The organism is Polaromonas sp. SP1, assembly GCF_003711205.1.
In the GTDB taxonomy this organism is placed as follows: domain Bacteria; phylum Pseudomonadota; class Gammaproteobacteria; order Burkholderiales; family Burkholderiaceae_C; genus Polaromonas.
On record NZ_CP031013.1, the window covers coordinates 200,648 to 221,786 of the forward strand.

Below are 21,139 nucleotides of genomic sequence, written 5' to 3' on the forward strand. Positions count from 1 at the left end.
CCGCCGCCATGCGCGACGCGCCCAGCAATACCGACATCGAGCTGCGCCTGCTGATGGAGGCGATTTACCTGCGCTACAGCTACGACTTCCGCGACTACGCGGGCGCGTCGCAAAAGCGCCGCGTGCTGCATGCGCTGGGCCAGCTCGAGTGCCCGACCATCTCGGAGTTGCAGGCGCGGGTGCTGCACGACCCCGAGATGTTCCACCGCCTGCTGCAGTACCTGACCATCCCTGTCAGCGAGATGTTCCGCGACCCGTCGTTTTTTCTTGCGCTGCGCCAGCAGGTGGTGCCGCGCCTGGCCACCTATGCGTCGATCAAGGTCTGGATCGCCGGCTGCAGCACGGGTGAAGAGGTCTATTCGCTGGCGATTTTGCTGCGCGAGGAAGGCCTGCTTGATCGCGCGCTGATCTATGCGACCGACATCAATCCCGAGTCGCTGGACAAGGCGCGGCAGGGGATCTTTCCGCTCGAAAGCATACGCGGCCACACCAAAAACTACCAGAAGGCCGGCGGAAAACGCGCGTTTTCAGACTACTACACGGCCGCCTACAACGCCGCCGTCTTCGACAAATCACTACGCGAGAACATCACCTTCGCCGACCACAGCCTGGCGACCGACAGCGTTTTTTCCGAAACGCAGCTCGTGCTGTGCCGCAACGTGTTGATCTACTTCAACAAGCAACTGCAAAACCGCGCACTGGGCCTCTTCCATGAGTCCCTGAGCCATCGCGGCATCCTGGGCCTGGGCAGCAAGGAGAGCATCGACTTTTCCGCCTACGCCAACCACTTTGATGTGCTGGACCGGCCCGAACGCCTTTTCCGCAAAAAATGAGTACGCGCAACGCCGCCCCCGCCGCAGGCCACACCTTCCCTGTCCACAAAGTGGACGCGGTGGTGATCGGCGCCTCGGCCGGCGGCGTTGATGCGCTGCTGCAGTTGCTGACGGGCCTGCCCGACCGGTATCGCCTGCCCATCGTGGCCGTCCTGCACCTGCCCGACACGCGGGACAGCCTGCTGGCGGACATCTTCCGCCAGCGCCTGGCCATGCAGGTGCATGAAGCGGCCGACAAGGAAAGCGTCACGCCCGGAACGCTGTACTTTGCCGGTGCGGGCTACCACCTGTCGATCGAGAAAGACCGCTCCTTTTCCCTCAGCTGTGAAGCCCCTGTGCACTACTCACGCCCCTCGATCGACCTGCTGATGGAGTCGGCGGCAGATGCCTACGGCGCGCGCCTGGCGGGCATCCTCCTGACCGGCGCCAACTTCGACGGCGCGGCAGGCCTGGCCCGGATCAGCGAACGCGGCGGCCTCACCGTGGTGCAGGACCCGGCCGAAGCGCAGGTCGCCACCATGCCCGAAGCCGCCATCGCCCGGTTGCAACCCAGCCTTGTACTTCCCCTGGACGGCATCCGCCGCCTGCTTCTTCAATTGGATTCCCTCCCATGAACGACCACAGCGTCCACCACCGCGCCAATGTCCTGATCGTTGACGACCTGCCCGAAAACCTGCTGGCCCTTGATGCCTTGATCCGGCAGGACGACCGGCTCATCTTCCAGGCATCGAACGGCGACGATGCGCTGGCTTTGCTGCTGCAGCACGAGTTCGCGCTGGCCATCCTGGACGTGCAGATGCCGGGCATGAACGGGTTCGAACTGGCCGAGCTGATGCGTGGCACCGAAAAAACCCGCAGCATCCCCATCGTCTTCGTCACGGCAGCCGGCAAGGAGCTCAATTACGCCTTCAAGGGCTACGAAACCGGCGCCGTCGACTTCCTCTACAAGCCGCTTGACGTGGATGCCGTCAGGAGCAAGGTCAGCGTTTTCGTCGACCTCTACCGGCAGCGCCAGGAAGTGCGCCGCCAGGTCCAGGCGCTGGAAAAAAGCCGCCAGGAGCAGGAGGCGCTGCTCAAGGACCTGCGGGCCGCCCAGGGCGAGCTGCAGAACGCCGTTCGCATGCGCGACGACTTCATGTCCATGGTGGCGCACGAGCTGCGCACGCCGCTCAACACGCTGTTCCTTGAGGCGCAGTTGCGCAAGATGCAGCTGGACCGCGGCAACGCCGCCATCTTCGACGCCGCCTACCTGAAAAACATGGTCGCGCGCGACCAGCGGCAGATCCAGAGCATGGTGCGCCTGATCGACGACATGCTGGACGTCTCGCGCATCCGCAGCAACCGTCTGTCGATCCGCCCCAGCGAGGTGGACCTTCACGCCCTGCTCCAGCGCGTGGTCGGCAACCTGGCCAACCAGGCCGCCTCGGCGGGCTCCACCATCACCCTGGAAAGCGGACCGGCCATCACGGGCACCTGGGATGAATTCCGCATTGAGCAGGTCGTCATCAACCTGCTGACCAATGCCCTGCGCTACGGCGGGGGCAAACCGGTCAAGGTCAGGGCCGTCCAGTCCGAAGAGGGCGTGCGTATCGACGTCACCGACCAGGGAACGGGCATTTCCAGTGAAGACCAAAAACGCATCTTCGAGCAGTTCGAGCGTGCCGCCGGCAATGACGGCACCGGGGGCCTGGGGCTGGGCCTCTTCATCACCCAGCAGCTGGTCGAGGCACATGGGGGCCGCATCTGCGTGCAAAGCGCGCCTGGCCAGGGCTCGACATTCAGCGTGACGCTGCCGATGTCGCCACCGGGACAAATTGCCGCCTGAAAAACGGGTGCACGGCGGCCCGGGCGGCGGGATTCCCTTTTTCCCTCCACAGGGGGCCGCTCGTGAGAAAATAGCCGGTTACACCGCCGCAATGGCGCCCGACCCCGACAGCAGAACAGGACACCCTCATGGAAGCAGAACGCATCAACCTCATCGGCAATCAACTCGTTGACCTCAGCAACCGGGTCAATGAGCTTCGGGGGTATCTTTGACTACCCTGCCAAAGAACGCAAACTGAACGAAGTCAACGCCGCGCTGGAAGACCCGAAGGTCTGGGACAACCCCAAGCGCGCGCAAGAGCTCGGCAAGGAAAAAAAATCCCTGGAAGACGTGGTCCACGTCATTGACCGCCTGAGCTCCGAGCTGGCCGACAATACCGAGCTCTTCGAAATGTCCAAGGCCGAAGGCGACGACGCCGGCATGCAGACGATTGAAGCCGAAGCCGCCAAGGTCGCCGCTGAAGTCGAGAAGATGGAATTCCGCCGGATGTTCAACAACCCGGCCGACCCGCTGCCCTGCTTCCTGGACATCCAGGCCGGCGCCGGCGGCACCGAAGCCTGCGACTGGGCCAGCATGCTGCTGCGCCAGTACCTCAAGTACGCCGAGCGCAAGGGCTTCAAGACCACCGTCGAAGACGAATCCCCGGGCGACACGGCCGGCATCAAGGGGGCGACCATCAAGATCGAGGGCGAATACGCCTTCGGCCTGCTGCGCACCGAAACCGGGGTGCACCGCCTGGTGCGCAAGTCGCCGTTTGACTCCTCCGGCGGGCGCCACACCTCGTTCGCCTCGGTGTTTGTCTACCCGGAAATCGACGACTCGATCGAGATCGAAATCAACCCGTCGGACGTGCGCACCGACACCTTCCGCGCCAGCGGCGCCGGCGGCCAGCACATCAACAAGACCGACTCGGCCGTGCGCCTGACGCACATCCCGACCGGTATCGTGGTGCAGTGCCAGGACGGCCGCAGCCAGCACAGCAACCGCGACGTGGCCTGGAAGCGCCTGCGCTCACGGCTGTATGACTTCGAGTTGCGCAAGCAGCAGGAAGCCCAGCAAAAACTGGAAGACACCAAGACCGACGTGGGCTGGGGCCACCAGATCCGCAGCTATGTGCTGGACAACAGCCGCATCAAGGACCTGCGCACCAATGTGGAAGTCTCGGCGACCCAGAAAGTGCTGGACGGCGACCTCGACGTGTTTATCGAAGCCTCCCTGAAACAGGGCGTTTGAGATTTTGATTTTCAGGAAATTTTCAGGAATTAACCATGCCGCAAATGCTTGACGGATCGGGCCCCGGGGCCGCAGTGGTCATCAACCGCGCCGACTACGTCGCCCCCGCCTACTGGATCGACACGGTCGACCTGTGCTTTGACCTGGACCCGCAGAAAACGCGCGTGCTCAACAAGATGCGCCTGCGCCGCAACCCGGACGTGCCGGCACAAGCCCTGAGGCTGGACGGCGAGGAGCTCAATCTCTCGCGTGTGCTGGTCAACGGCCAGGGCACCTCGTTCAAGATGGACGGCAACCAGCTGGTGCTGGAGAACCTGCCCGAAGGCACCGAGCCTTTCGAGCTGGAAATCTTCACCACCACCTGCCCGGCCAAAAACACCAAGCTGATGGGCCTGTACGTCAGCAACGACTCTTTCTTCACGCAGTGTGAGGCCGAGGGCTTCCGGCGTATCACCTACTTCCTGGATCGCCCTGACGTGATGGCCAGCTACACCGTGACCCTGCGCGCCGACAAGGCCCAGTACCCGGTGCTGCTGTCCAACGGCAACCTGGTCGACCAGGGCCCGCTGGAGCCCGGCCCCAACGGCGCGCGGCATTTCGCGAAGTGGGTCGACCCGCACAAAAAACCGAGCTACCTCTTTGCCCTGGTGGCCGGCCAGCTGGTCAGCCGCGAGCAGCGCATCACCTCGCGCGCCGGCAAGCAGCACACGCTGCAGGTCTATGTGCGCCCGGGCGACCTGGACAAAACCGAGCACGCCATGGCCTCGCTGATGCATTCGGTGGCGTGGGACGAAGCCCGCTTCGGCCTGCCGCTGGACCTGGAGTGCTTCATGATCGTCGCCACCAGCGACTTCAATATGGGCGCGATGGAAAACAAGGGCCTGAACATCTTCAACACCAAGTACGTGCTGGCCAACCAGGCCACCGCCACCGACGTTGATTTTTCCAACATCGAAAGCGTGGTCGGCCACGAGTACTTCCACAACTGGACGGGCAACCGCGTCACCTGCCGCGACTGGTTCCAGCTCAGCCTGAAGGAAGGCCTGACCGTCTTCCGCGACCAGGAGTTTTCACAAGACCTGTGCGGCGAAGCCTCGGCCCGCGCCGTCAAGCGCATTGAAGACGTGCGCGTGCTGCGCACCGCGCAGTTCCCCGAAGACGCCGGCCCCATGGCCCACCCGGTGCGGCCCGACAGCTATGTCGAGATCAGCAACTTCTACACCGTCACCATCTATGAAAAAGGCGCCGAAGTCGTCCGCATGATGCAGACCCTGGTGGGGCGCGACGGCTTTGCCCGCGGCATGACGCTGTACTTTGAGCGCCACGACGGCCACGCCGTGACCTGCGACGACTTCGCCCAAGCCATCGCCGACGCCAACCCGATGTCGGACCTGGCGCGCCTGCTGCCGCAGTTCAAGCGCTGGTACAGCCAGGCCGGCACGCCGCGCGTGCGTGCGCAAGGCGCGTATGACGCTGCCGCACGCACCTACACGCTGACCCTCTCGCAAAGCTGCATGCCGACCGCCGGCCAGGCCGTCAAGGAACCGTTTGTCATCCCCGTCGGCCTGGGCCTGCTGGGCGCAGACGGCCAGGACTTGCCATTACAGCTTGCCGGTGAAAGCCAGGCGCCCGCCACCACTCGCACCGTAGTGCTCACACAGCCCAGCGAAACGCTGACCTTCGTCAACATCGATGCCGAGCCGGTGCCGTCCATCCTGCGCGGCTTCACCGCGCCGGTGGTGCTGGAGTTCGATTACACCGACGCCCAGCTGCTGCACCTGCTGGCGCACGACAGCGACCCCTTCAACCGCTGGGAAGCCGGCCAGCGCCTGGCGGTGGCCCGCGCTATCAAATCGATAGCTGAAAGTCCAAGCCCCGTAATGGTTACAGTGCTGGATGATGCATATCTTGACGCCATGCGTCAGGTGCTGCGCCACCCCACGCTGGACTCAGCCTTCAAGGAACTGGTGCTGACGCTGCCGTCTGAAACCTACCTGGCCGAGCAGCTCGATGTGGTGGACCCGCAGCGCATCCATGCGGTGCGCGAAGCCATGCGCCTGCAACTGGCCACGGCGCTTTCGGCCGACTGGGAAGCCGTGTACGCGGCCAACCACGACACCGGCGCCTACACGCCCGACCCTGTCTCCAGCGGCCGCCGCGCACTTGCCGGCATGGCGCTGACCTACCTGTGCCTGGCGGCGCAAAGCACCGGTGATGCCGTGTGGCCGGGCAAGACCCTGCAGCGCTTCAAGGACGCCGGCAACATGACCGACCGCTTCAATGCGCTGGCGGCGCTGGTCTCCAGCGGCCACGCGTTGGCCGCCCAGGCCCTGCCGCTATTCCACGCGATGTTCAAGGACGAAGCCCTGGTCATCGACAAATGGTTCGGCCTGCAGGCCGGTGCGCCTGACCGCGGCGGCAACATCCTGCCCGCCGTGAAGCAGCTCATGAAGCACGCCGACTTCAGCCTGCGCAACCCCAACCGGGCCCGCAGCGTGGTCAGCACCTACTGCCAGGGCAACCCGGCCGCCTTCCACCGCGCTGACGCCGCCGGTTATGTGTTCTGGAGCGACCGCGTGATGGAACTCGACGCCATCAACCCGCAGGTGGCCGCCCGCCTGGCGCGCGCCCTGGACCGCTGGAGCAAGCTGGCTGAGCCCTACCGCAGCGCGGCGCGCGAAGCGATTGCGCGCGTTGCCGCCAAGACCGACCTGAGCAAAGACACGCATGAAGTCGTGACCCGCGCCCTGGCCGACTAGAAATATGGCCCCCACGCTTGTCACTGCGTGTACTACGCTGCCCCCCGAGGGGGCTGGCCTTGCTTGGGGCGGCCCGGCGCGGCGGCCGCTTCTCTCATTGTTTCCATTTACGGAGTAACCATGGCAACCAAGATATCCCTCACCCGCTACCTTGTGGAAAAACAGCGCATGGACGGGCACATCCCGTCGCAGTTGCGCCTGCTGCTCGAAGTGGTGGCCCGTGCCTGCAAAAGCATCAGCCAGGCCGTCAACAAGGGCGCGCTGGGCGGCGTTCTGGGCACGGCCGGCAGCGAGAATGTGCAGGGCGAAGTGCAAAAAAAGCTCGACATCATCGCCAACGAGGTGCTGATCGAGGCCAACGAATGGGGCGGCCACCTGGCAGCAATGGCTTCGGAAGAAATGGACAGCATCTATGTGGTGCCCAACCGTTACCCACAAGGCGAATACCTGTTGCTGTTTGACCCCCTCGACGGCTCCAGCAACATCGACATCAACGCCAGCATCGGCACCATCTTCAGCGTGCTCAAAAAGCCCGAAGGCCACGCCGGTGTGGAAGAAAAAGACTTCCTGCAACCCGGCAACAAGCAGGTGGCGGCAGGCTATTGCATCTACGGCTCGCAAACCACCCTGGTGCTGACGGTGGGCGACGGCGTGGCCATGTTCACGCTGGACCGCGAGCAGGGCTCGTTCTTCCTGACCGACGAGGACGTGAAGATCCCGGCCGACACCAAAGAGTTCGCCATCAACATGAGCAACATGCGACACTGGGCCCCACCGGTCAAGCGCTACATTGACGAATGCCTGCAGGGCCAGGAAGGCCCGCTCGGCAAGGACTTCAACATGCGCTGGGTCGCCTCCATGGTGGGCGACGTGCACCGCATCCTCTGCCGCGGCGGCATCTTCATGTATCCCTGGGACAAGCGCGAGCCCGAAAAGGCCGGCAAACTCCGCCTGATGTACGAAGCCAACCCCATGAGCTGGCTCATCGAGCAGGCCGGCGGCGCCGCCACCAACGGCAAACAGCGCATCCTCGATCTGCAGCCCACCAAGCTGCACGAACGCGTCAGCGTGATGCTTGGCTCCAAAAATGAGGTCGAACGGGTGACCTCCTACCACTCCGGGCTATAATCGCGGGCTGTATTTCAGAATAAGCCGGTGTAGCTCAGTCGGTAGAGCAGCTCATTCGTAATGAGAAGGTCGGGTGTTCGATTCATCTCTCCGGCACCATTTACCGCGGTAAAACGCGATAGTGGTTACTAACTGAAAACAACTGATGTCAATATTGATGACAGTTGGTTTTCACTCAAGCACAAGCCCTCAATTGAGGGCTTTTTGCTTTCTGGGCCCTCGTGTCGCATCAAAAAAAAACAAAACAACACGAGGGTATTCATGAGTGATCCTTCTGGGAAAAAGGCCAACTCCGACATCTTGGCATTCGTCGCAAATGTTTCCGGCGTAGCGTATCTGGTCCTCACCGTTGCAAGTGGCAATCTGGAAAAACTCTCATCTATGCAGAGATGGGATTTAGTTATAGCTTCCGCCATCATGTTTTGGGTCTCCTTCATGGGCGGACTGATTAAATTTGCCCGGATTCAGTCAGAAGGCCGCAACCAAGGCCTGGCAGTTGCCATTGCATTCTCCGGCGGCCTAATCTGCGCGTGTTGACTGTTGGCCATCCTGCCAATGTTTTCTTTTGGACTTGCAGTTAGCCAGCAAGAAATAATTGCATTGAGTTCGGCTGGCATATTTACGTTGGCCAGCCTTGTGCTCACATACATGTGGGCAAGTTCTGACTGATTCGCATCTCGGTGTTGTCCAGGACGGAAGCTCCCCCAATGAACCTCCCCCTGTGGAGGTTTTTTACGTTGACAGGATAGTCCGGCGGCAGTCGGTACTGCATGCACGGTCCGACACGCCGCGCGCTGCACGACACAAAGGCGGGATTGTCCGGCTTGACTTTCCTGCTTGTCGGTCCCTAATGGGTACAGCGCCCCTCGAAGACCCACTAAAACAAAGAAGTCCGCGCCTTGCCTACACCCACGCAAACACCGCTGCAGGACATTGCCGACGCCAGGTTGGCCGTGCAGGAGTTGCATCGCAATCAGGTGCTTCTGAAAATCGCCAGCCGCATCGGCCAGCTTGGGGGATGGACTGTGGACGCCAAAAGCGGCGAGATCGGCTGGTCCGATGAGGTGTTCGCCATCCATGGCCTGCCGCCGGGGAAGCCCCCCCCCATGGACGACGGCCTGGCTTTTTACATACCCGAACACCGGGACGGCATGCGCGCCGCCGTACTGGCATGTATACGTGACGGCACGCCGTTTGACATCGAGGCCCAACTCATAGCCGCAACGGGCAAATGCTCCTGGGTGCGCGCCATCGGCGAGGCCGAGCGCGACGACACCGGCGCCGTCCGGCTCATCCAGGGCGCATTCCAGGACATCACGGAGCGCAAAGAGGCGCACGAGCAAAGCCGGCGGCTGATAGAGCGCCTGATCAATACCCTCGAGAGCATCACCGACGCCTTCTTCACGCTGGACCGCGACTGGCACTTCACGTACGTCAACCGTGAGGCTGAGAGAGTCCTGCAACGCTCCCGCAAGGAACTGTTGGGGAAAAACATTTGGATCGAATTTCCGCCCGCCCTGGGAAGTCAGTTCGAAATCGAATACAGGCAGGCCATCGCCACCCGCACGGCTGTGCAGTTCGAGTCCTTCTATCCCCCGCTGCAGTGCTGGTTCGACGTTCGGGCCTATCCGTCCGACCAGGGTCTCACCGTCTATTTCCAGGACGTGAGCAACAGGCGCGAGGCGCGGGAGGAAATACTTCGCCTCAATGCGCAGTTGGAGGACCGGGTGCGCCAGCGCACGGCGCAACTCGAAGCCGCCAACCGGGAGATGGAGGCGTTTTCCTATTCGGTTGCGCACGACCTGCGCACGCCTCTGACCACAATAGGAGGCTTCAGCGGACTGCTTGCGAAGTCTTTGCCTCCGGACGCTGGCGAACGCGCAAAACTGTATCTTGAGCGCATCGTGTCCGGCGTGAAGCAAATGAACGAAATGACCGATGCGCTGCTGTCGCTCGCACAGGTGTCGCGCAAGAGCCTGCAGCGGGAAGCCGTCGACCTTGGCGCCATCGCCCTTGGCGTGCTGGAGGGGCACCGCGAACAGCAGCCCGGCCGCGACCTGCGCATGTACGTGCAGCAGCCGCTGCCGGCTTGGGGAGACCCCCGGCTGCTTCGCCTGCTGATGGAAAACCTGCTGGGCAATGCGTGGAAATTCAGCGCGAAAAATCCGGTGACGGACATCACTGTCGGCAGCCAGCCCGGGCCTGAGGGCGAGACGGTTTATTTCGTGCGCGACAAAGGCGCGGGATTCGACATGGGCAGCGCCCAGCAACTGTTTGGCTCCTTTGTCCGGTTGCATGAGCAGACCGAGTTCACAGGCACTGGAATGGGCCTGGCGAACGTGCGCCGCATCGTCACCAGCCACGGCGGACGGGTCTGGGCCGAATCCGCGCCCGGCGAAGGCGCGACCTTCTATTTCACATTGGAGCACCCAAAAGCCTGAACCCGCCCCAGCCAGATCCGCCGCAGGTTCGCAGCACTTCTCGCCAACAGCTTTTCGGGACTGGCAACTCACCGGAAAAATTGGCGCGCTACAGCGTGTCGCTTAGCGTGGATTGATCACTTGCCGGTTCGACTCATCTCTCCAGCACCAATTGAAGCCCCAGTTTCGCAAGAAACAGGGCTTTCTCATTTCCCCGAATCATTCCACCTTCCCATTTCCCATTTCCCAATTCCCATTTCCCATTTCCGCGAAACTGCGGCTGCGCGACAACAAAACGGTTCCACAACGGGCCCGCGATACGTAAAGGCACCGGCAGAATGCATGCTTTTGTTTACACCCTGTTACGATAGGCCAAGCACTGAACAGAGCCCTTTGAGAGCTCGTTTTTCCAAGTCATTTGTTCAGCCCGCCGCCTCCAGTGGACGAAGAACAAATGAGACAAAGCCGTTTGATCAGATACCTGGCCCGTTGCGGGCTGACCGGCATGCTTGCCGTAGCTGCCGCAGCGGCGATAGCGGCCGACGAGCATTTCGACATCACGCGCTTCCAGGTTGAAGGCAATACGCTGCTGCCAGCGGCCGAAGTGGAGCGCCTGGTTGCGCCCGCTGCCGGCCCAAAACGCACGTTTGCCGATATCCAGCTTGCCGTTGAGGCCTTGCAGGAAGGCTATCGCAAGGCCGGCTACACCACGGTGCTGGTCTCGGTGCCCGAGCAGGAACTGGCCGGCGGCGCCGTCAGGCTTCTGGTCCGCGAAAGCGTCATTTCCTCGATCACCATCAGCGGCAACGAGCATTTCGACGAAGCCAATATCCGCGCCAGCCTGGTGCGGCTGCAGGTGGGGCGCACGCCCAGCCTGGGCGCGATTTCCGAATCCATCCAGCTGGCCAATGAAAGTCCGGCCAAACAGGTCGCCGTCACGCTGGCCGAGGGCGACAAGCCCGGCACCATCGACGCCAAGGTGCTGGTCACCGACAACAAGCCGCTGCGCATCATCACCACGCTGGACAACACGGGTGCGCCCTCCAGCGGCCGCTGGCGCACCGGCATCGCCTTGCAACACGCGAACCTGTTCAACCGCGACCAGGTGGGGACGCTGGCTTACAGTACCTCGCCCGACAGCCCCGCCGGGGTGAACCTGCGGGTCTATTCGGCCGGCTACCGCATCCCGCTGTACGCGTTTGGCGACAGCATCGACTTCATTTACGGCAAGTCCAGCGTCAATTCGCCGTCGACCTCGCCCGTGCTGGGCGGGCTGCTGGGCTTTACGGGCAAGGGCGACATCTACGGCCTGCGCTGGAACCACTTCCTGGGCCGCCGCGGCGAAAGCACCGCCAAGCTGGTGCTGGGCCTGGACCACAAGCTGATCGATTCGCGCTGCATCATCGGTGGCGTCACGGTCAGCATCGCACCGCCCACACCGCCCATCGCCTCCTGCGTGCCTTACACCACCACGCCGCTCAGCATCACCTACAGCAGCCAGAGCGAGGGCGTGGACCAGATTTCGGGCTACAGCATCGGCCTGTCGCGCAACCTGCCCAGCGGCGAGCGCTACACCAATGTGGACGGCCGCACCGACCGTTATTCCTACCTGACGCCGGGCAACCGCGCCAGCCGTGACGGCTTCATGGCCGCGCGCGGCACGGCCTCGGTGTTCAAGGCCTTTGCCAACGGCTGGCAGGGCCGCCTGGCCGGCAGCGCGCAATACACTGATACGCCGCTGGTCTCGAGCGAGCAATTCGGCCTGGCCGGCTCGACGCTGGTGCGCGGTTTCCAGGAGCGCGCCGTGGCAGCCGACAGCGGCATCGTGGCCAACGCCGAGCTCTATACGCCGGAGCTTTCCGCCAGCCTGGGCGTGCCCGGCCAGTTGCGTGCCGTGTTTTTCATTGACGCGGGCCACGGCAGCAACAACAAGGTGGGCAACAGCGGTGTGCCCAGCAGCATGACGATCTCAAGCATGGGCGCAGGCCTGCGTTATGTCCTGAGCCGCGACTTCAGCCTGAATGTGGACCTGGCGCGCGTGAACAACGCGGGCACCTCGGTCACGGAAAAGCGGGGCGACTGGAATGCCCACCTGAGCGCTTCGCTGGCGTTCTGAAGAACACAAGGTAGACCCCCATGCACCTGCATTCCCGCCCCCTTCGCCTTTCGTTGCTGGCCAGCGCCCTGCTGCTGGCGTGCGGCGCGCAGTCCTTTGCACAGGGCTTGCCCGCCAACGCCCTGCCCACGGGATGGAACGTCACCTCGGGCGCCGCGACCATCACGCAAAACGGCAACACGCTGAACATCAACCAGACCAGCCAGCAGGCGATTGCCAACTTCGCGAGCTTCAACGTCGGCTCCGGCGCACTGGTCGACATCCGCCAGCTCAACAGCTCGGCCGCCCTGCTGGCCCGCGTTACCGGCGGCGACCCGTCGCTGATCCAGGGGCAGATCCGGGCCGACGGCGCCCTGTGGCTGATCAACCAGGCCGGCATCATGGTGGGCCCCGGCGCGCGCATCGACGTGGCGCGTTTCATCGCGAGTTCGCTCAACGTCAGCGACAGTGATTTCCTGGCCGGCCGCCTGAACTTCAAAGGCGCGGGCACGCCGGGCGATGTGCGCAACGAAGGCACGATCAACGCGGCCAGCGGCGGCAGCATCTATTTGGTGGGCGCCAACGTCGCCAACAGTGGCAGCCTGAACGCACCGCAGGGCGAGGTGCTGCTGGCGGCCGGGCAAACCGTGCAACTGGTCGACACCGCGACACCCGGCGTTTCCGTGGCTATCACCGGCACACCGGGTGAAGCCCGGAACTTGGGCCAGATCACGGCCGAAGCCGGGCGCATAGGCCTGGCCGCCGGCCTGGTGAGCAACAGCGGCACCATCAACGCCTCCAGCGCGGTGCGCGAAGGCGGCAGGATTTTCCTTCGCGCTTCCGGCGACATCAAAACCTCGGCCACGTCGAACATCAGCGCCAACGGCACGACAGGCGGCCATGTCGTCCTGATTGCCGAAAACGCCGCGTCCATCGATGGCGAGGTGTCGGCCACAGGCAGCGCAGGCCGCGGCGGTTATGTCGACACCTCCGGCAAACGCTCTCTGGATGTCGTCAAGGCGCCGACCGTCGGCCAGGGCGGCGAATGGCACATCGACCCCTTCAACATCGAAATCGTGGCGGCCGGGCCGGACGCCGGCACCACGGGCGAAAACGTCATCACGTCGAATGAGACCGGCGCCCACATCAGCGCGGGCACCATCACCAATGCGCTGGACAACGGCATCAATGTGACCATCACCACGGGCCGGGGCAACCCCGCCGTGGACCTGGCGCACGGCGACATCACCGTGTCTGCCGCCATCAGCAAGACCGCGGGCGCCGATGCGGCGCTGACCTTGCGGGCCAACAACAACATCATCATCAACGCGCCCATCACCAGCACCTCGAACAAGCTCAACCTGACCCTGAACAGCAACTACCAGAGCGACTACCCGCTGGACGACCACGCGGTGCAGCTCAATGCCAACCTCGCACTGAACGGCGGCCTGCTCAGGGTCTCGCAAAGCGAAGGCAACGGCAACGGCACGCTCAACATCGCCGGCGGCACGACGACGCTCCTGGCCGGCTCCATCCTCAACGCCGCCGCCGTCAATGTGCTGGCCGGCGGCACGCTGTCCGGCGCCGGCACCGTGACGGGTGCGCTGTCGAACAACGGCAATGTGACGGTCGGCGGAGCCGGGGCCACCGGCCGGTTGACCGTACAGGGCAACTACACACAAGGCAGCACCGGCGGGCTCAACGTCGAATTGCAGGCGACGGACGGCTTTGACCAGCTGGCCGTCGACGGCACGGCCAGCCTGAACGGCAGGCTCAGCATCCGCGCGGTGGCCGGCTTTGTGCCGCCCCTGGACTCAACCTTCGATGTGGTGACCGCGCAAACGGTGGGCAGCACCGGCAGTTTCAGCACCATTGATGCGCCCCAGCAGTCAACGGCCGCCTTCCAGGCGAGCCTGCATGTCAGCTACCCGGGCGCGGGCACCACCGTTTCCCGCATCACGGCAAGGCCGCCGGTCGTCACACCGACGCCAGCCCCCTCGCCGGACATCTGCACGATCGCGCCGACCTCAGCGCTCTGCCAGGTGCTGTCGCCGCCGACCGCCTCGGTCCCGATCCGTCTGGTTCAGCAGGCACTTAACAACGTCATCAAAACCGTGACACCCAGCAAGCCCATGGATTCACCGCTGCCGGATGACTTCACGCCTGAGAAGGTCGCCGCCATGCCGGCCTCCATCCCCGCGGCGGACAACAGCGGCAGCAGCGGCAATAGCAGCACTAGCAGCAGCAGCACGTCATCCGGCGGATCCGGTGGCCCGGCATCCACCACTTCGACACCGGACGACAGCAAGTCGGACGCGAAAAAAGACGACAAGTCGACGGAGACCAAAACGACCGTCGCCAAAAACGAGCCGGCCAAAAAAATGTATTGCAACTAAAGGCGCATGACATGAAGCTGCCAATATTTTTCAAGCCGCTGCTACCCGCATTGGCACTCGCGCTGCTGGTGCTGAGCCCGCTTGCACAGGCACAGGTACAAGCGCAGGTGGTCGGCACCGTTACCAAAGTCTCCGGCGTGATGGTGGCCAAAAGCGCCGAGGGCCGCACCCGCGTGCTGGCCGAAAACTCGCCGCTGCGCCAGGGCGATACCGTCACCACCAGCCGCAACACCTTCGGCCGCCTGGAGTTTGTAGACGGCGCCGCCATCGTGCTGCGGCCCGAGTCGCTGCTGGTGCTGACGCGCTACAGCTACGACGCCGACAAGCCCGAGCTCGACAAGGTGGAGCTGGAGCTGACGCAAGGCGGCTTCAGCAGCACGGCCGGCGCCCTGGGCAAACGCAGCGCCAACGCCACCGTGATCACCACGCCCGCAGGCAACCTGCAGGGCAGCGCCAGCATGGAGGTTTCCCTCAGGCAGCCTTGAGCCCGCTTGAGCCATCCCTCCAACCCAACATCGCAGGAAACCCCATGAACAAACTCACTTCGGTCTCGCTGGCCTTGCTGGCCGCACTGGCCTCCACCTCCGCGCTGGCTCAGCTCAACATCCCGCTCCCCACAGGCATCACAACCAAGCCTGGCGGCACCCCGCCGCCGTTGCCGCCGGGGCTGTATGTGCAGGTGATAGACGGCCTGATCAACGTCACCAACAAGGGCGGCACCCAGAATTTCGCGGCGGGCCAGTTCGGCTATACAGCCGCGCCGTTCCAGGCGCCTGTCGTCGTGCCGAAAAATCCCGGCCTGCAGTTCACCCTGCCACCGGCGTTCAGTGCGCCGCCCCCTGTCTCCGGCACGTCGACCGCTCCCAAATCCAATGCGGTGGATTGCGAAGTGCGCTAAATCACGGATTCCGCGGCCAAAGGCGGGTACCCGATTCAACACCGCCACCCATCAAAGCCCCTGGCTCGCAAAGAGCAGGGGCTTTTTTATGCCTACCGCAGGCATGGACGGCAGGCCAATGAGTACCTTGGTCGTACCGGGGAAGCCCTCCCCTTGGGCCGTTGCTTATTGAAGCCTTTTACCCAAGAATCAGCCTGAACAACGGGAGGTTCTCATGAAGACTGGTTTTCTGAATCGCTCTTTCGCTTTCCAAGCGCGCCTGTTGCCGGCCGCACTCGCGGTACTGGCGCTTACCGCGCCGCAATGGGCACACGCCCAGGCCACGCTGGAGAAAATCAAAAGCCGCGGCCAGATCAACGTGGGCTACCGCGCAAACTCCGCGCCCTTCTCGTTTCACCAGACACCGGAAAAGCCGCTGGGCTACAGCATCGAATTCTGCAAGCCGATCATCGAGCGGCTGCGCCAGGCTGCCGGCAACAAAAACCTGCCGGTACGGTATGTCGAAACCTATGTGGACGCCCGCACACGCTTGCTGTCTGAAGGCAGTGTGGACCTGCTGTGCGAGAACGTGACCGACACGCCTGAGCGCCGCACGCGCATGGATTTCTCCACACCCATCTTTATCGACGGGATCCAGGTCGCGGTGCGCACCAAGGACATGATCAGCACGCTCGGCCAATTGCGGGGAAAAAGCATCGTGGGGATTGATGGCAGCACTGTCGTTGCCGCGCTGGACCGCTATGCCAAATCCAATGCGCTGCAATGGCAATATGCCAAGGCCGTCAACGCCGATGCGGCTCTGGGCCAATTGCAACTGGGTTGGGCCGCGGGGTATGCGCGCGATGGCGTTGCGCTGGCCGCGCAATTGGCCGACCTGCCCGACGCCGGCAACTACAGCATCCTGCCGGAGCGCCTGTCGGTCGAACCTATCGCCATCGCGTATCGCAAAGGGGACGCAGCCATGGGTGAATTGGTGAACGCCTCCATCAAGGAGTTCATGCGCAGCGGTGCGGCGCAGGGCTGGTACGAACAATGGTTTCTCAAGCCGCTCAAACCCGGCGGCAAACCCCTGGCAACGGCAATGCCCGCGGAGATGAAGGCGGTGATGGACGCCGCCAAAGCCAACTGAGCAAAGGCAGAGCCGGTTCGATATCAAATCGGGCTCCAGCCCAATAACCACTTGGGCTTTGTGCTACTGTTTTTATAGCAATGGCCCGCTCAGGCCGCACTACGCGAATGGCTTGGCGTGATGAAAAGGCCTCAAGCGGTTTAGGGCGAATCAGGTCTTGGTGCCTTTGGGCGCCTGGGGCTCTTCGGGGTTGATGAACGAGTCTTCCCACTGCACCGCGAAATGGTGCTCACCGTCGTCGTGGACGATGCCCGAGCCCGTGCTGAGCGGGTCGAAGTTGGTAAAGCGGATTTTGCGGTTGCGTTCGAGCTTGGCCTGCAGGCTGCTGCGGGCGGCGGCCATCGCGGTCATGTCGACATGCTGCGCATCGGCGACCAGGGTGGCACCGTCTGCCGCGCGCATGGTGTCGGGCACGGTGGCCACGTCGTCGGCTTCAGACTCGGGCATGGCCAGCGGCGGCTGGCCCAGCACGGCGGGTGCGCCCTCTTCGTCGTCCGACAAATCAATTTCGCCGAGGAAGGCGGCGCGCACGTCTTCCAGCGTGGGCAGGTTGCTGTCGCGCACCACCGCATAAGCGATGCCGCATTCGTCAAACAGCTTTCGCTTCAAGTCGCGGTTGCTGGCCCGCAGGCCCTGCGGGCCGGGCACGTCCAGGCAGCCGATCACGGTGCCATCTGCGGCGCAGACCGTGAAAGTGCAATACACGCTTTTGAGCAGTTCAAAGGAACGCTGGCCTTCGGCCTCATTGCGCGGCGAGACAAAACGGATGACGGGAATCTTGACCAGCACGTGGTGGTCGAAAAAGGCGCGCTGCAACCAGTGCCAGACTTCCTGCTCGCTGCCGAGCAGCAAAGGTCTCGCCTGAAGATGCCATTGCGCCGGAATACGCCTTTTCTTGCGCGCAGCGCGCGCCAGCCAGCCGTGATGGCAAGCCGCTCCCGCCGCCAATCCCGACACCGCCGTGGCGGTCAGGCCCAACACAAAAACATCAAACATGGGTGCCCTGCTTTTTTCTTCGAGTTTATACACAGCACCCAAGAGGTTACAACCGTTTACGAATTGAAGTGTTGTAGCCAGGTCTCAAAAGCCGGCTTTCCTCAATGCAAACTGCGACTTAAGTCACGTGGAAGCGCGTGGCGATCAGCGAAGCACCGTTCGCACGGCCAAAGGAGTAAGCGAAAAGTTACAACTCAGCGGCGTCGGGCACAGGACTGGCCAGCACCTTGTCGATGCGTTTGCCGTCCAGGTCCAGCACCTCAAAGCGCCAGCCGGCGCATTCAACATGCTCGGCCGCTTTCAGCAAACGGCCCGAAACGCTTTGCAGCAAACCGGCCACGGTGTTGTAGCGTCCCTTGCCTTCTTCAGGCAGCTCCTTGATGTCCAGGCGGGCCTTGAGTTCGGCCACGGGCATGACGCCGTCGATCAGCCAGCTGCCGTCTTCGCGTTCGGTGGCCCAGGCATCGACCTGGGCGCCGGGCTGCAACTCGCCGGTGATGGCTTCGAGCATGTCCATGGGCGTCATCAGGCCCTGCACCACGCCATATTCGTCGACCACAAACACGATGCGTGTCGAGCGGGCGCGGAACTGCTCGAGCAACTCCATGCCGGTGAGCGTTTCCGGCACAAAGACGGCGGGCACCGCATAAGCGCCAATGCGGTCGGCCACCGAAGGCACGGCGTCCGCATCTTCACCCGAAGGCACGGGCTGGATCTTGCCGCGCAGTGCCAGCAGCTTGGCGACGTTGACCACGCCCACCACGTCATCGAGGCTGCCGCGGCATACCGGGTACCACGAATGGCCCGTGGCGCCGGCCTTGTCGATGGCCTGGGCTACCGTGTCGGAGGCGTCCAGCCACTCAATATCAGAGCGCGGCAGCATCAGCGAGGTGAGCAGCCGGTCGTCGAGCAGGAACACGTTTTGCACCATCTGGTGCTCGTGCTCCTCGATCAGGCCGGCGTCCACACCTTCTTCCAGGCTGGCGGCGATTTCTTCTTCCGTCACCGCGCGGCCGGCGCTGTTGTCGATGCGCAGCAGTTTCAGCACCGCCAGTGTGCTGAGGGACAGCAGACGCACAAAGGGCTTGGCGCCGGTGGCCACCCACATCATGGGGCGCGAGACCAGGCGCGCCACGGTTTCGGGGTAGAGCTGCCCGATGCGCTTGGGCACCAGCTCACCGAAGACGATGGTGATGAAGGTGATGATGGTCACCACCAGCGCGGTGGCGGAAATCTCGGCGATGCGCGGCGGCACGTTGAAGGTTTGTATCCAGGCCGCCAGGCCGCTGCTGAAGGCCGCCTCGCCGATGATGCCGTTGAGCATGCCGATGGAGGTGATGCCCACCTGCACGGAAGAGAGAAACTGCGTGGGGTTGTCAAGCAGGCCCAGGGCCGCCTGCGCACCTTTGTCACCCGACTCTCCCATGGCCGTGAGCCTGGCCTTGCGGCTGGAGGCCAGTGCCATCTCCGACATGGCAAAAACGCCGTTGAGCAGCGTCAGGAAAGCAATCAGCAAAAAGTCCATGGATTCAGAGTCTGGGCGGCAGGCGCAAAATAAACACATGTCACTTTACTTGATCGGCGACCTGCAAGGTTGCCACGCACCTTTTCAGCGGCTGCTCGACAAGATCGATTTCTCCCCCAGCCGCGACACCCTTTACCTCCTCGGCGACCTTGTCAATCGCGGCCCCGGCTCGCTGGAGGTGCTGCACAGCCTCTCGGCCCTGGGCGACGCCGCGCAGTGCCTGCTGGGCAACCACGACCTGCACCTGCTGGCCGTGTGGCAGGGCGTGCGCAAGCCGGGCCGCAGCGACACCGTGCAGGGCATCCTGGAGGCCAAAGACAGCCAGGCGCTGCTGGACTGGCTGCGCCACCGCGCCATGGTCATCCATCGGCATGGCTGGCTGATGGTGCATGCGGGCGTGCTGCCGCAGTGGACTGCCGCGCAAACCGTGGCGCTGGGCTCGGAAGTCGAGCAGGTGCTGCGCAGCGGCAATCTCAAGGATTTTTTGCAGGCGATGTATGGCAACACGCCCGACCACTGGAGCGACAAGCTGCAAGGGGCCGACCGGCTGCGCACCATCGTCAATGCCCTCACGCGCCTGCGCTTTTGCACCCCCGAAGGCGTCATGGACTTCAGCAGCACCGACGGCCCCGGCAGTGCGCCAGAAGGTCACCTGCCCTGGTTTGATGTGCCGGGCCGTGCCACGCTCGGCACACCCGTGGCGTTTGGCCATTGGTCCACACTGGCCAGCGGCAAGAACAGCACGCCAACTCTGCGAAACAACACCTTGCCGCTGGACACCGGCTGCGTGTGGGGCGGCTGCCTCACGGCGGCCCGGCTGGGTGAAGAAGCGGGGGAGTTTGAATTGATCAGCGTGCAATGCGAGCAGGCGCAAAAACCCGGCAAGCCCGGCAAAGCCGGCAAATAAGCTCAGGCCGCCGTCACACCGGTCGACACAGCCACTTCGGGCAAAGCCGCCTTGCGCGACGCTTTCGCTTCGTCCGCCCATGCCCGGGCCACACTGGCTGCCAGCAACAGCACCGCTGACGAAAAGTAAATCCACATCAGGATGACCACCAGCGAGCCTGCCGCGCCATAGGCCGACACCACCGCAGCGGTGGAGAGATAAAAGGCCATCAGGTGCTTTCCGACCGCAAACAGGATGGCCCCCGCGGCTGAACCCAGCACCAGATAGCGTAAAGCGGGCTTGGGACCCACACTCATTCGCATGAGCGCCACAAACAACATCACACAAAAGCAGAAAGAGATGACCTCATTGAGGATCCAGGCGACCTGCTCGATCGGCAAGTAACTGCCGGCCCAGCCCGAGAGCAGGCTCAGCACGGTCGAGATCGCCAGCGAGACCAGCAGCAGGAACCCGAAAGCCAGGATGTAGGCGACCCCGCGCAATCGCACGGAGGCACCGTGCCACCATTTTTGCTGCGGCACCTCGCCGCTGCCTTGCCGCCACAGCCGCTCAAACGCATCTTGCAGCTCGGCAAAGACGCCGGTGGCGCCGAACAGCAGCAACACAAACGCAAACAGCGAGGCCGCAATGCCCTCCGAGGGCTCTTGCGCACTCGACAGCGCCTGCTGCACCACCTGGGCGCCCTGCGCACCGATCACGCTGCGGATCTGGTCGACCAGGCTGGTCTCGATGTAGCTTCGGTCCAGCCACCAGCCCAGCACGGCGACCAGCAGGACGAGCAGCGGCGCCAGGCTCAGGATGCCGTAGAAGGACATCGCCGCGCTCATGCGCATGCCGCCGGCGTCGATCCATTGATCTACGGCGCGCCACAAGGGGCGGAAAATTTTCAGGGTTTTGTCAAAAAGGGCGAGAAGCCCTAAAGCCGAAGCACCGGGTGCAGGCTTGGGGTTCGGGTCAAATTTCGCCATCATTCAGACAGCGTAGGAGGCGCGCCG

The 21,139-nt window shown here is 63.4% G+C and carries 17 protein-coding genes and 1 tRNA gene; 15 read left to right on the top strand and 3 right to left on the bottom strand.

The annotated features are described in order from the left end of the window. Positions 1-8 precede the first annotated feature (8 nt). The 14 genes from DT070_RS00955 (at position 9) to DT070_RS01025 (ending at position 16,716) form a co-directional block, all read left to right on the top strand. Positions 9-833, top strand: a complete 825-nt coding sequence (locus DT070_RS00955; RefSeq protein WP_122957184.1) for a protein-glutamate O-methyltransferase CheR — start codon at positions 9-11, stop codon at positions 831-833. Beyond that, positions 830-1,447: a chemotaxis protein CheB gene (locus DT070_RS00960; RefSeq protein WP_122953722.1), complete on the top strand. Its 618-nt coding sequence runs from the start codon at positions 830-832 to the stop codon at positions 1,445-1,447. Before DT070_RS00955 ends, DT070_RS00960 begins: the two co-directional genes overlap by 4 nt. Further along, positions 1,444-2,658: a hybrid sensor histidine kinase/response regulator gene (locus DT070_RS00965; RefSeq protein WP_122953723.1), complete on the top strand. Its 1,215-nt coding sequence runs from the start codon at positions 1,444-1,446 to the stop codon at positions 2,656-2,658. The genes DT070_RS00960 and DT070_RS00965 overlap by 4 nt, the downstream gene beginning before the upstream one ends. Before the next feature lie 128 nt (positions 2,659-2,786). After that, a protein-coding gene (gene prfB / locus DT070_RS00970) for a peptide chain release factor 2 (RefSeq protein WP_122953724.1) occupies positions 2,787-3,891 on the top strand; the annotation gives its coding sequence in 2 pieces (ribosomal slippage) (positions 2,787-2,867 and positions 2,869-3,891; 1,104 coding nt in all). Positions 3,892-3,926: 35 nt separating this feature from the next. Further along, positions 3,927-6,650 (top strand): aminopeptidase N, encoded by a 2,724-nt coding sequence (gene pepN / locus DT070_RS00975; RefSeq protein ID WP_122953725.1) that lies wholly within the window; start codon positions 3,927-3,929, stop codon positions 6,648-6,650. Positions 6,651-6,770: 120 nt separating this feature from the next. Further along, positions 6,771-7,778 carry a class 1 fructose-bisphosphatase gene (locus tag DT070_RS00985; protein WP_122953726.1) on the top strand — a complete coding sequence of 336 codons (1,008 nt, stop codon included), beginning with the start codon at positions 6,771-6,773 and terminating at the stop codon, positions 7,776-7,778. Between the two features lie 23 nt (positions 7,779-7,801). Beyond that, positions 7,802-7,877 (top strand) — tRNA-Thr (locus DT070_RS00990). A gap of 162 nt (positions 7,878-8,039) precedes the next feature. Next, the gene (locus DT070_RS00995) at positions 8,040-8,315 is read left to right on the top strand and encodes a hypothetical protein (RefSeq protein WP_122953727.1); all 276 of its coding nucleotides are present in this window, start codon (positions 8,040-8,042) and stop codon (positions 8,313-8,315) included. 362 nt (positions 8,316-8,677) lie between these two features. Further along, the gene (locus DT070_RS01000) at positions 8,678-10,219 is read left to right on the top strand and encodes an ATP-binding protein (RefSeq protein WP_122953728.1); all 1,542 of its coding nucleotides are present in this window, start codon (positions 8,678-8,680) and stop codon (positions 10,217-10,219) included. Between the two features lie 484 nt (positions 10,220-10,703). Beyond that, complete coding sequence (locus DT070_RS01005) at positions 10,704-12,314, top strand: ShlB/FhaC/HecB family hemolysin secretion/activation protein (RefSeq protein ID WP_122957185.1); 1,611 nt, start codon at positions 10,704-10,706, stop codon at positions 12,312-12,314. A gap of 20 nt (positions 12,315-12,334) precedes the next feature. Further along, complete coding sequence (locus DT070_RS01010) at positions 12,335-14,689, top strand: filamentous hemagglutinin N-terminal domain-containing protein (protein WP_122953729.1); 2,355 nt, start codon at positions 12,335-12,337, stop codon at positions 14,687-14,689. An 11-nt stretch (positions 14,690-14,700) separates the two neighbouring features. Next, a complete protein-coding gene (locus DT070_RS01015; protein ID WP_122953730.1) occupies positions 14,701-15,174 on the top strand; it encodes a hypothetical protein in 474 nt (157 codons plus the stop codon). A 44-nt stretch (positions 15,175-15,218) separates the two neighbouring features. Further along, on the top strand, positions 15,219-15,587 hold the full coding sequence (locus DT070_RS01020) for a hypothetical protein (protein WP_122953731.1): 369 nt from the start codon (positions 15,219-15,221) through the stop codon (positions 15,585-15,587). Between the two features lie 214 nt (positions 15,588-15,801). After that, positions 15,802-16,716, top strand: coding sequence for an amino acid ABC transporter substrate-binding protein (locus DT070_RS01025; protein ID WP_122953732.1), 915 nt, complete (start codon positions 15,802-15,804; stop codon positions 16,714-16,716). A 150-nt stretch (positions 16,717-16,866) separates the two neighbouring features. Here DT070_RS01025 and DT070_RS01030 read toward each other — a convergent pair whose 3' ends face one another. Together DT070_RS01030 and DT070_RS01035 are read right to left on the bottom strand one after the other, a co-directional pair. Beyond that, positions 16,867-17,712, bottom strand: a complete 846-nt coding sequence (locus DT070_RS01030; protein WP_122953733.1) for a DUF2726 domain-containing protein — start codon at positions 17,710-17,712, stop codon at positions 16,867-16,869. A gap of 187 nt (positions 17,713-17,899) precedes the next feature. Then, complete coding sequence (locus DT070_RS01035) at positions 17,900-19,237, bottom strand: hemolysin family protein (protein WP_122953734.1); 1,338 nt, start codon at positions 19,235-19,237, stop codon at positions 17,900-17,902. 37 nt (positions 19,238-19,274) lie between these two features. Here DT070_RS01035 and DT070_RS01040 point away from each other — a divergent pair, with 37 nt between their 5' ends. Continuing rightward, positions 19,275-20,144: a symmetrical bis(5'-nucleosyl)-tetraphosphatase gene (locus DT070_RS01040; RefSeq protein WP_122953735.1), complete on the top strand. Its 870-nt coding sequence runs from the start codon at positions 19,275-19,277 to the stop codon at positions 20,142-20,144. 2 nt (positions 20,145-20,146) lie between these two features. Here DT070_RS01040 and DT070_RS01045 read toward each other — a convergent pair whose 3' ends face one another. After that, positions 20,147-21,115, bottom strand: coding sequence for a YihY/virulence factor BrkB family protein (locus DT070_RS01045; RefSeq protein ID WP_122953736.1), 969 nt, complete (start codon positions 21,113-21,115; stop codon positions 20,147-20,149). Positions 21,116-21,139 lie beyond the last annotated feature (24 nt).

Coding starts and splice junctions, on each gene's coding strand:
- DT070_RS00955 (WP_122957184.1), top strand. CDS start 9: ATGCGCGACGCGCCCAGCAATACCGACATCGAGCTGCGCCTGCTGATG.
- DT070_RS00960 (WP_122953722.1), top strand. CDS start 830: ATGAGTACGCGCAACGCCGCCCCCGCCGCAGGCCACACCTTCCCTGTC.
- DT070_RS00965 (WP_122953723.1), top strand. CDS start 1,444: ATGAACGACCACAGCGTCCACCACCGCGCCAATGTCCTGATCGTTGAC.
- pepN (WP_122953725.1), top strand. CDS start 3,927: ATGCCGCAAATGCTTGACGGATCGGGCCCCGGGGCCGCAGTGGTCATC.
- DT070_RS00985 (WP_122953726.1), top strand. CDS start 6,771: ATGGCAACCAAGATATCCCTCACCCGCTACCTTGTGGAAAAACAGCGC.
- DT070_RS00995 (WP_122953727.1), top strand. CDS start 8,040: ATGAGTGATCCTTCTGGGAAAAAGGCCAACTCCGACATCTTGGCATTC.
- DT070_RS01005 (WP_122957185.1), top strand. CDS start 10,704: ATGCTTGCCGTAGCTGCCGCAGCGGCGATAGCGGCCGACGAGCATTTC.
- DT070_RS01010 (WP_122953729.1), top strand. CDS start 12,335: ATGCACCTGCATTCCCGCCCCCTTCGCCTTTCGTTGCTGGCCAGCGCC.
- DT070_RS01015 (WP_122953730.1), top strand. CDS start 14,701: ATGAAGCTGCCAATATTTTTCAAGCCGCTGCTACCCGCATTGGCACTC.
- DT070_RS01020 (WP_122953731.1), top strand. CDS start 15,219: ATGAACAAACTCACTTCGGTCTCGCTGGCCTTGCTGGCCGCACTGGCC.
- DT070_RS01025 (WP_122953732.1), top strand. CDS start 15,802: ATGAAGACTGGTTTTCTGAATCGCTCTTTCGCTTTCCAAGCGCGCCTG.
- DT070_RS01030 (WP_122953733.1), bottom strand. CDS start 17,712: ATGTTTGATGTTTTTGTGTTGGGCCTGACCGCCACGGCGGTGTCGGGA.
- DT070_RS01035 (WP_122953734.1), bottom strand. CDS start 19,237: ATGGACTTTTTGCTGATTGCTTTCCTGACGCTGCTCAACGGCGTTTTT.
- DT070_RS01040 (WP_122953735.1), top strand. CDS start 19,275: ATGTCACTTTACTTGATCGGCGACCTGCAAGGTTGCCACGCACCTTTT.
- DT070_RS01045 (WP_122953736.1), bottom strand. CDS start 21,115: ATGATGGCGAAATTTGACCCGAACCCCAAGCCTGCACCCGGTGCTTCG.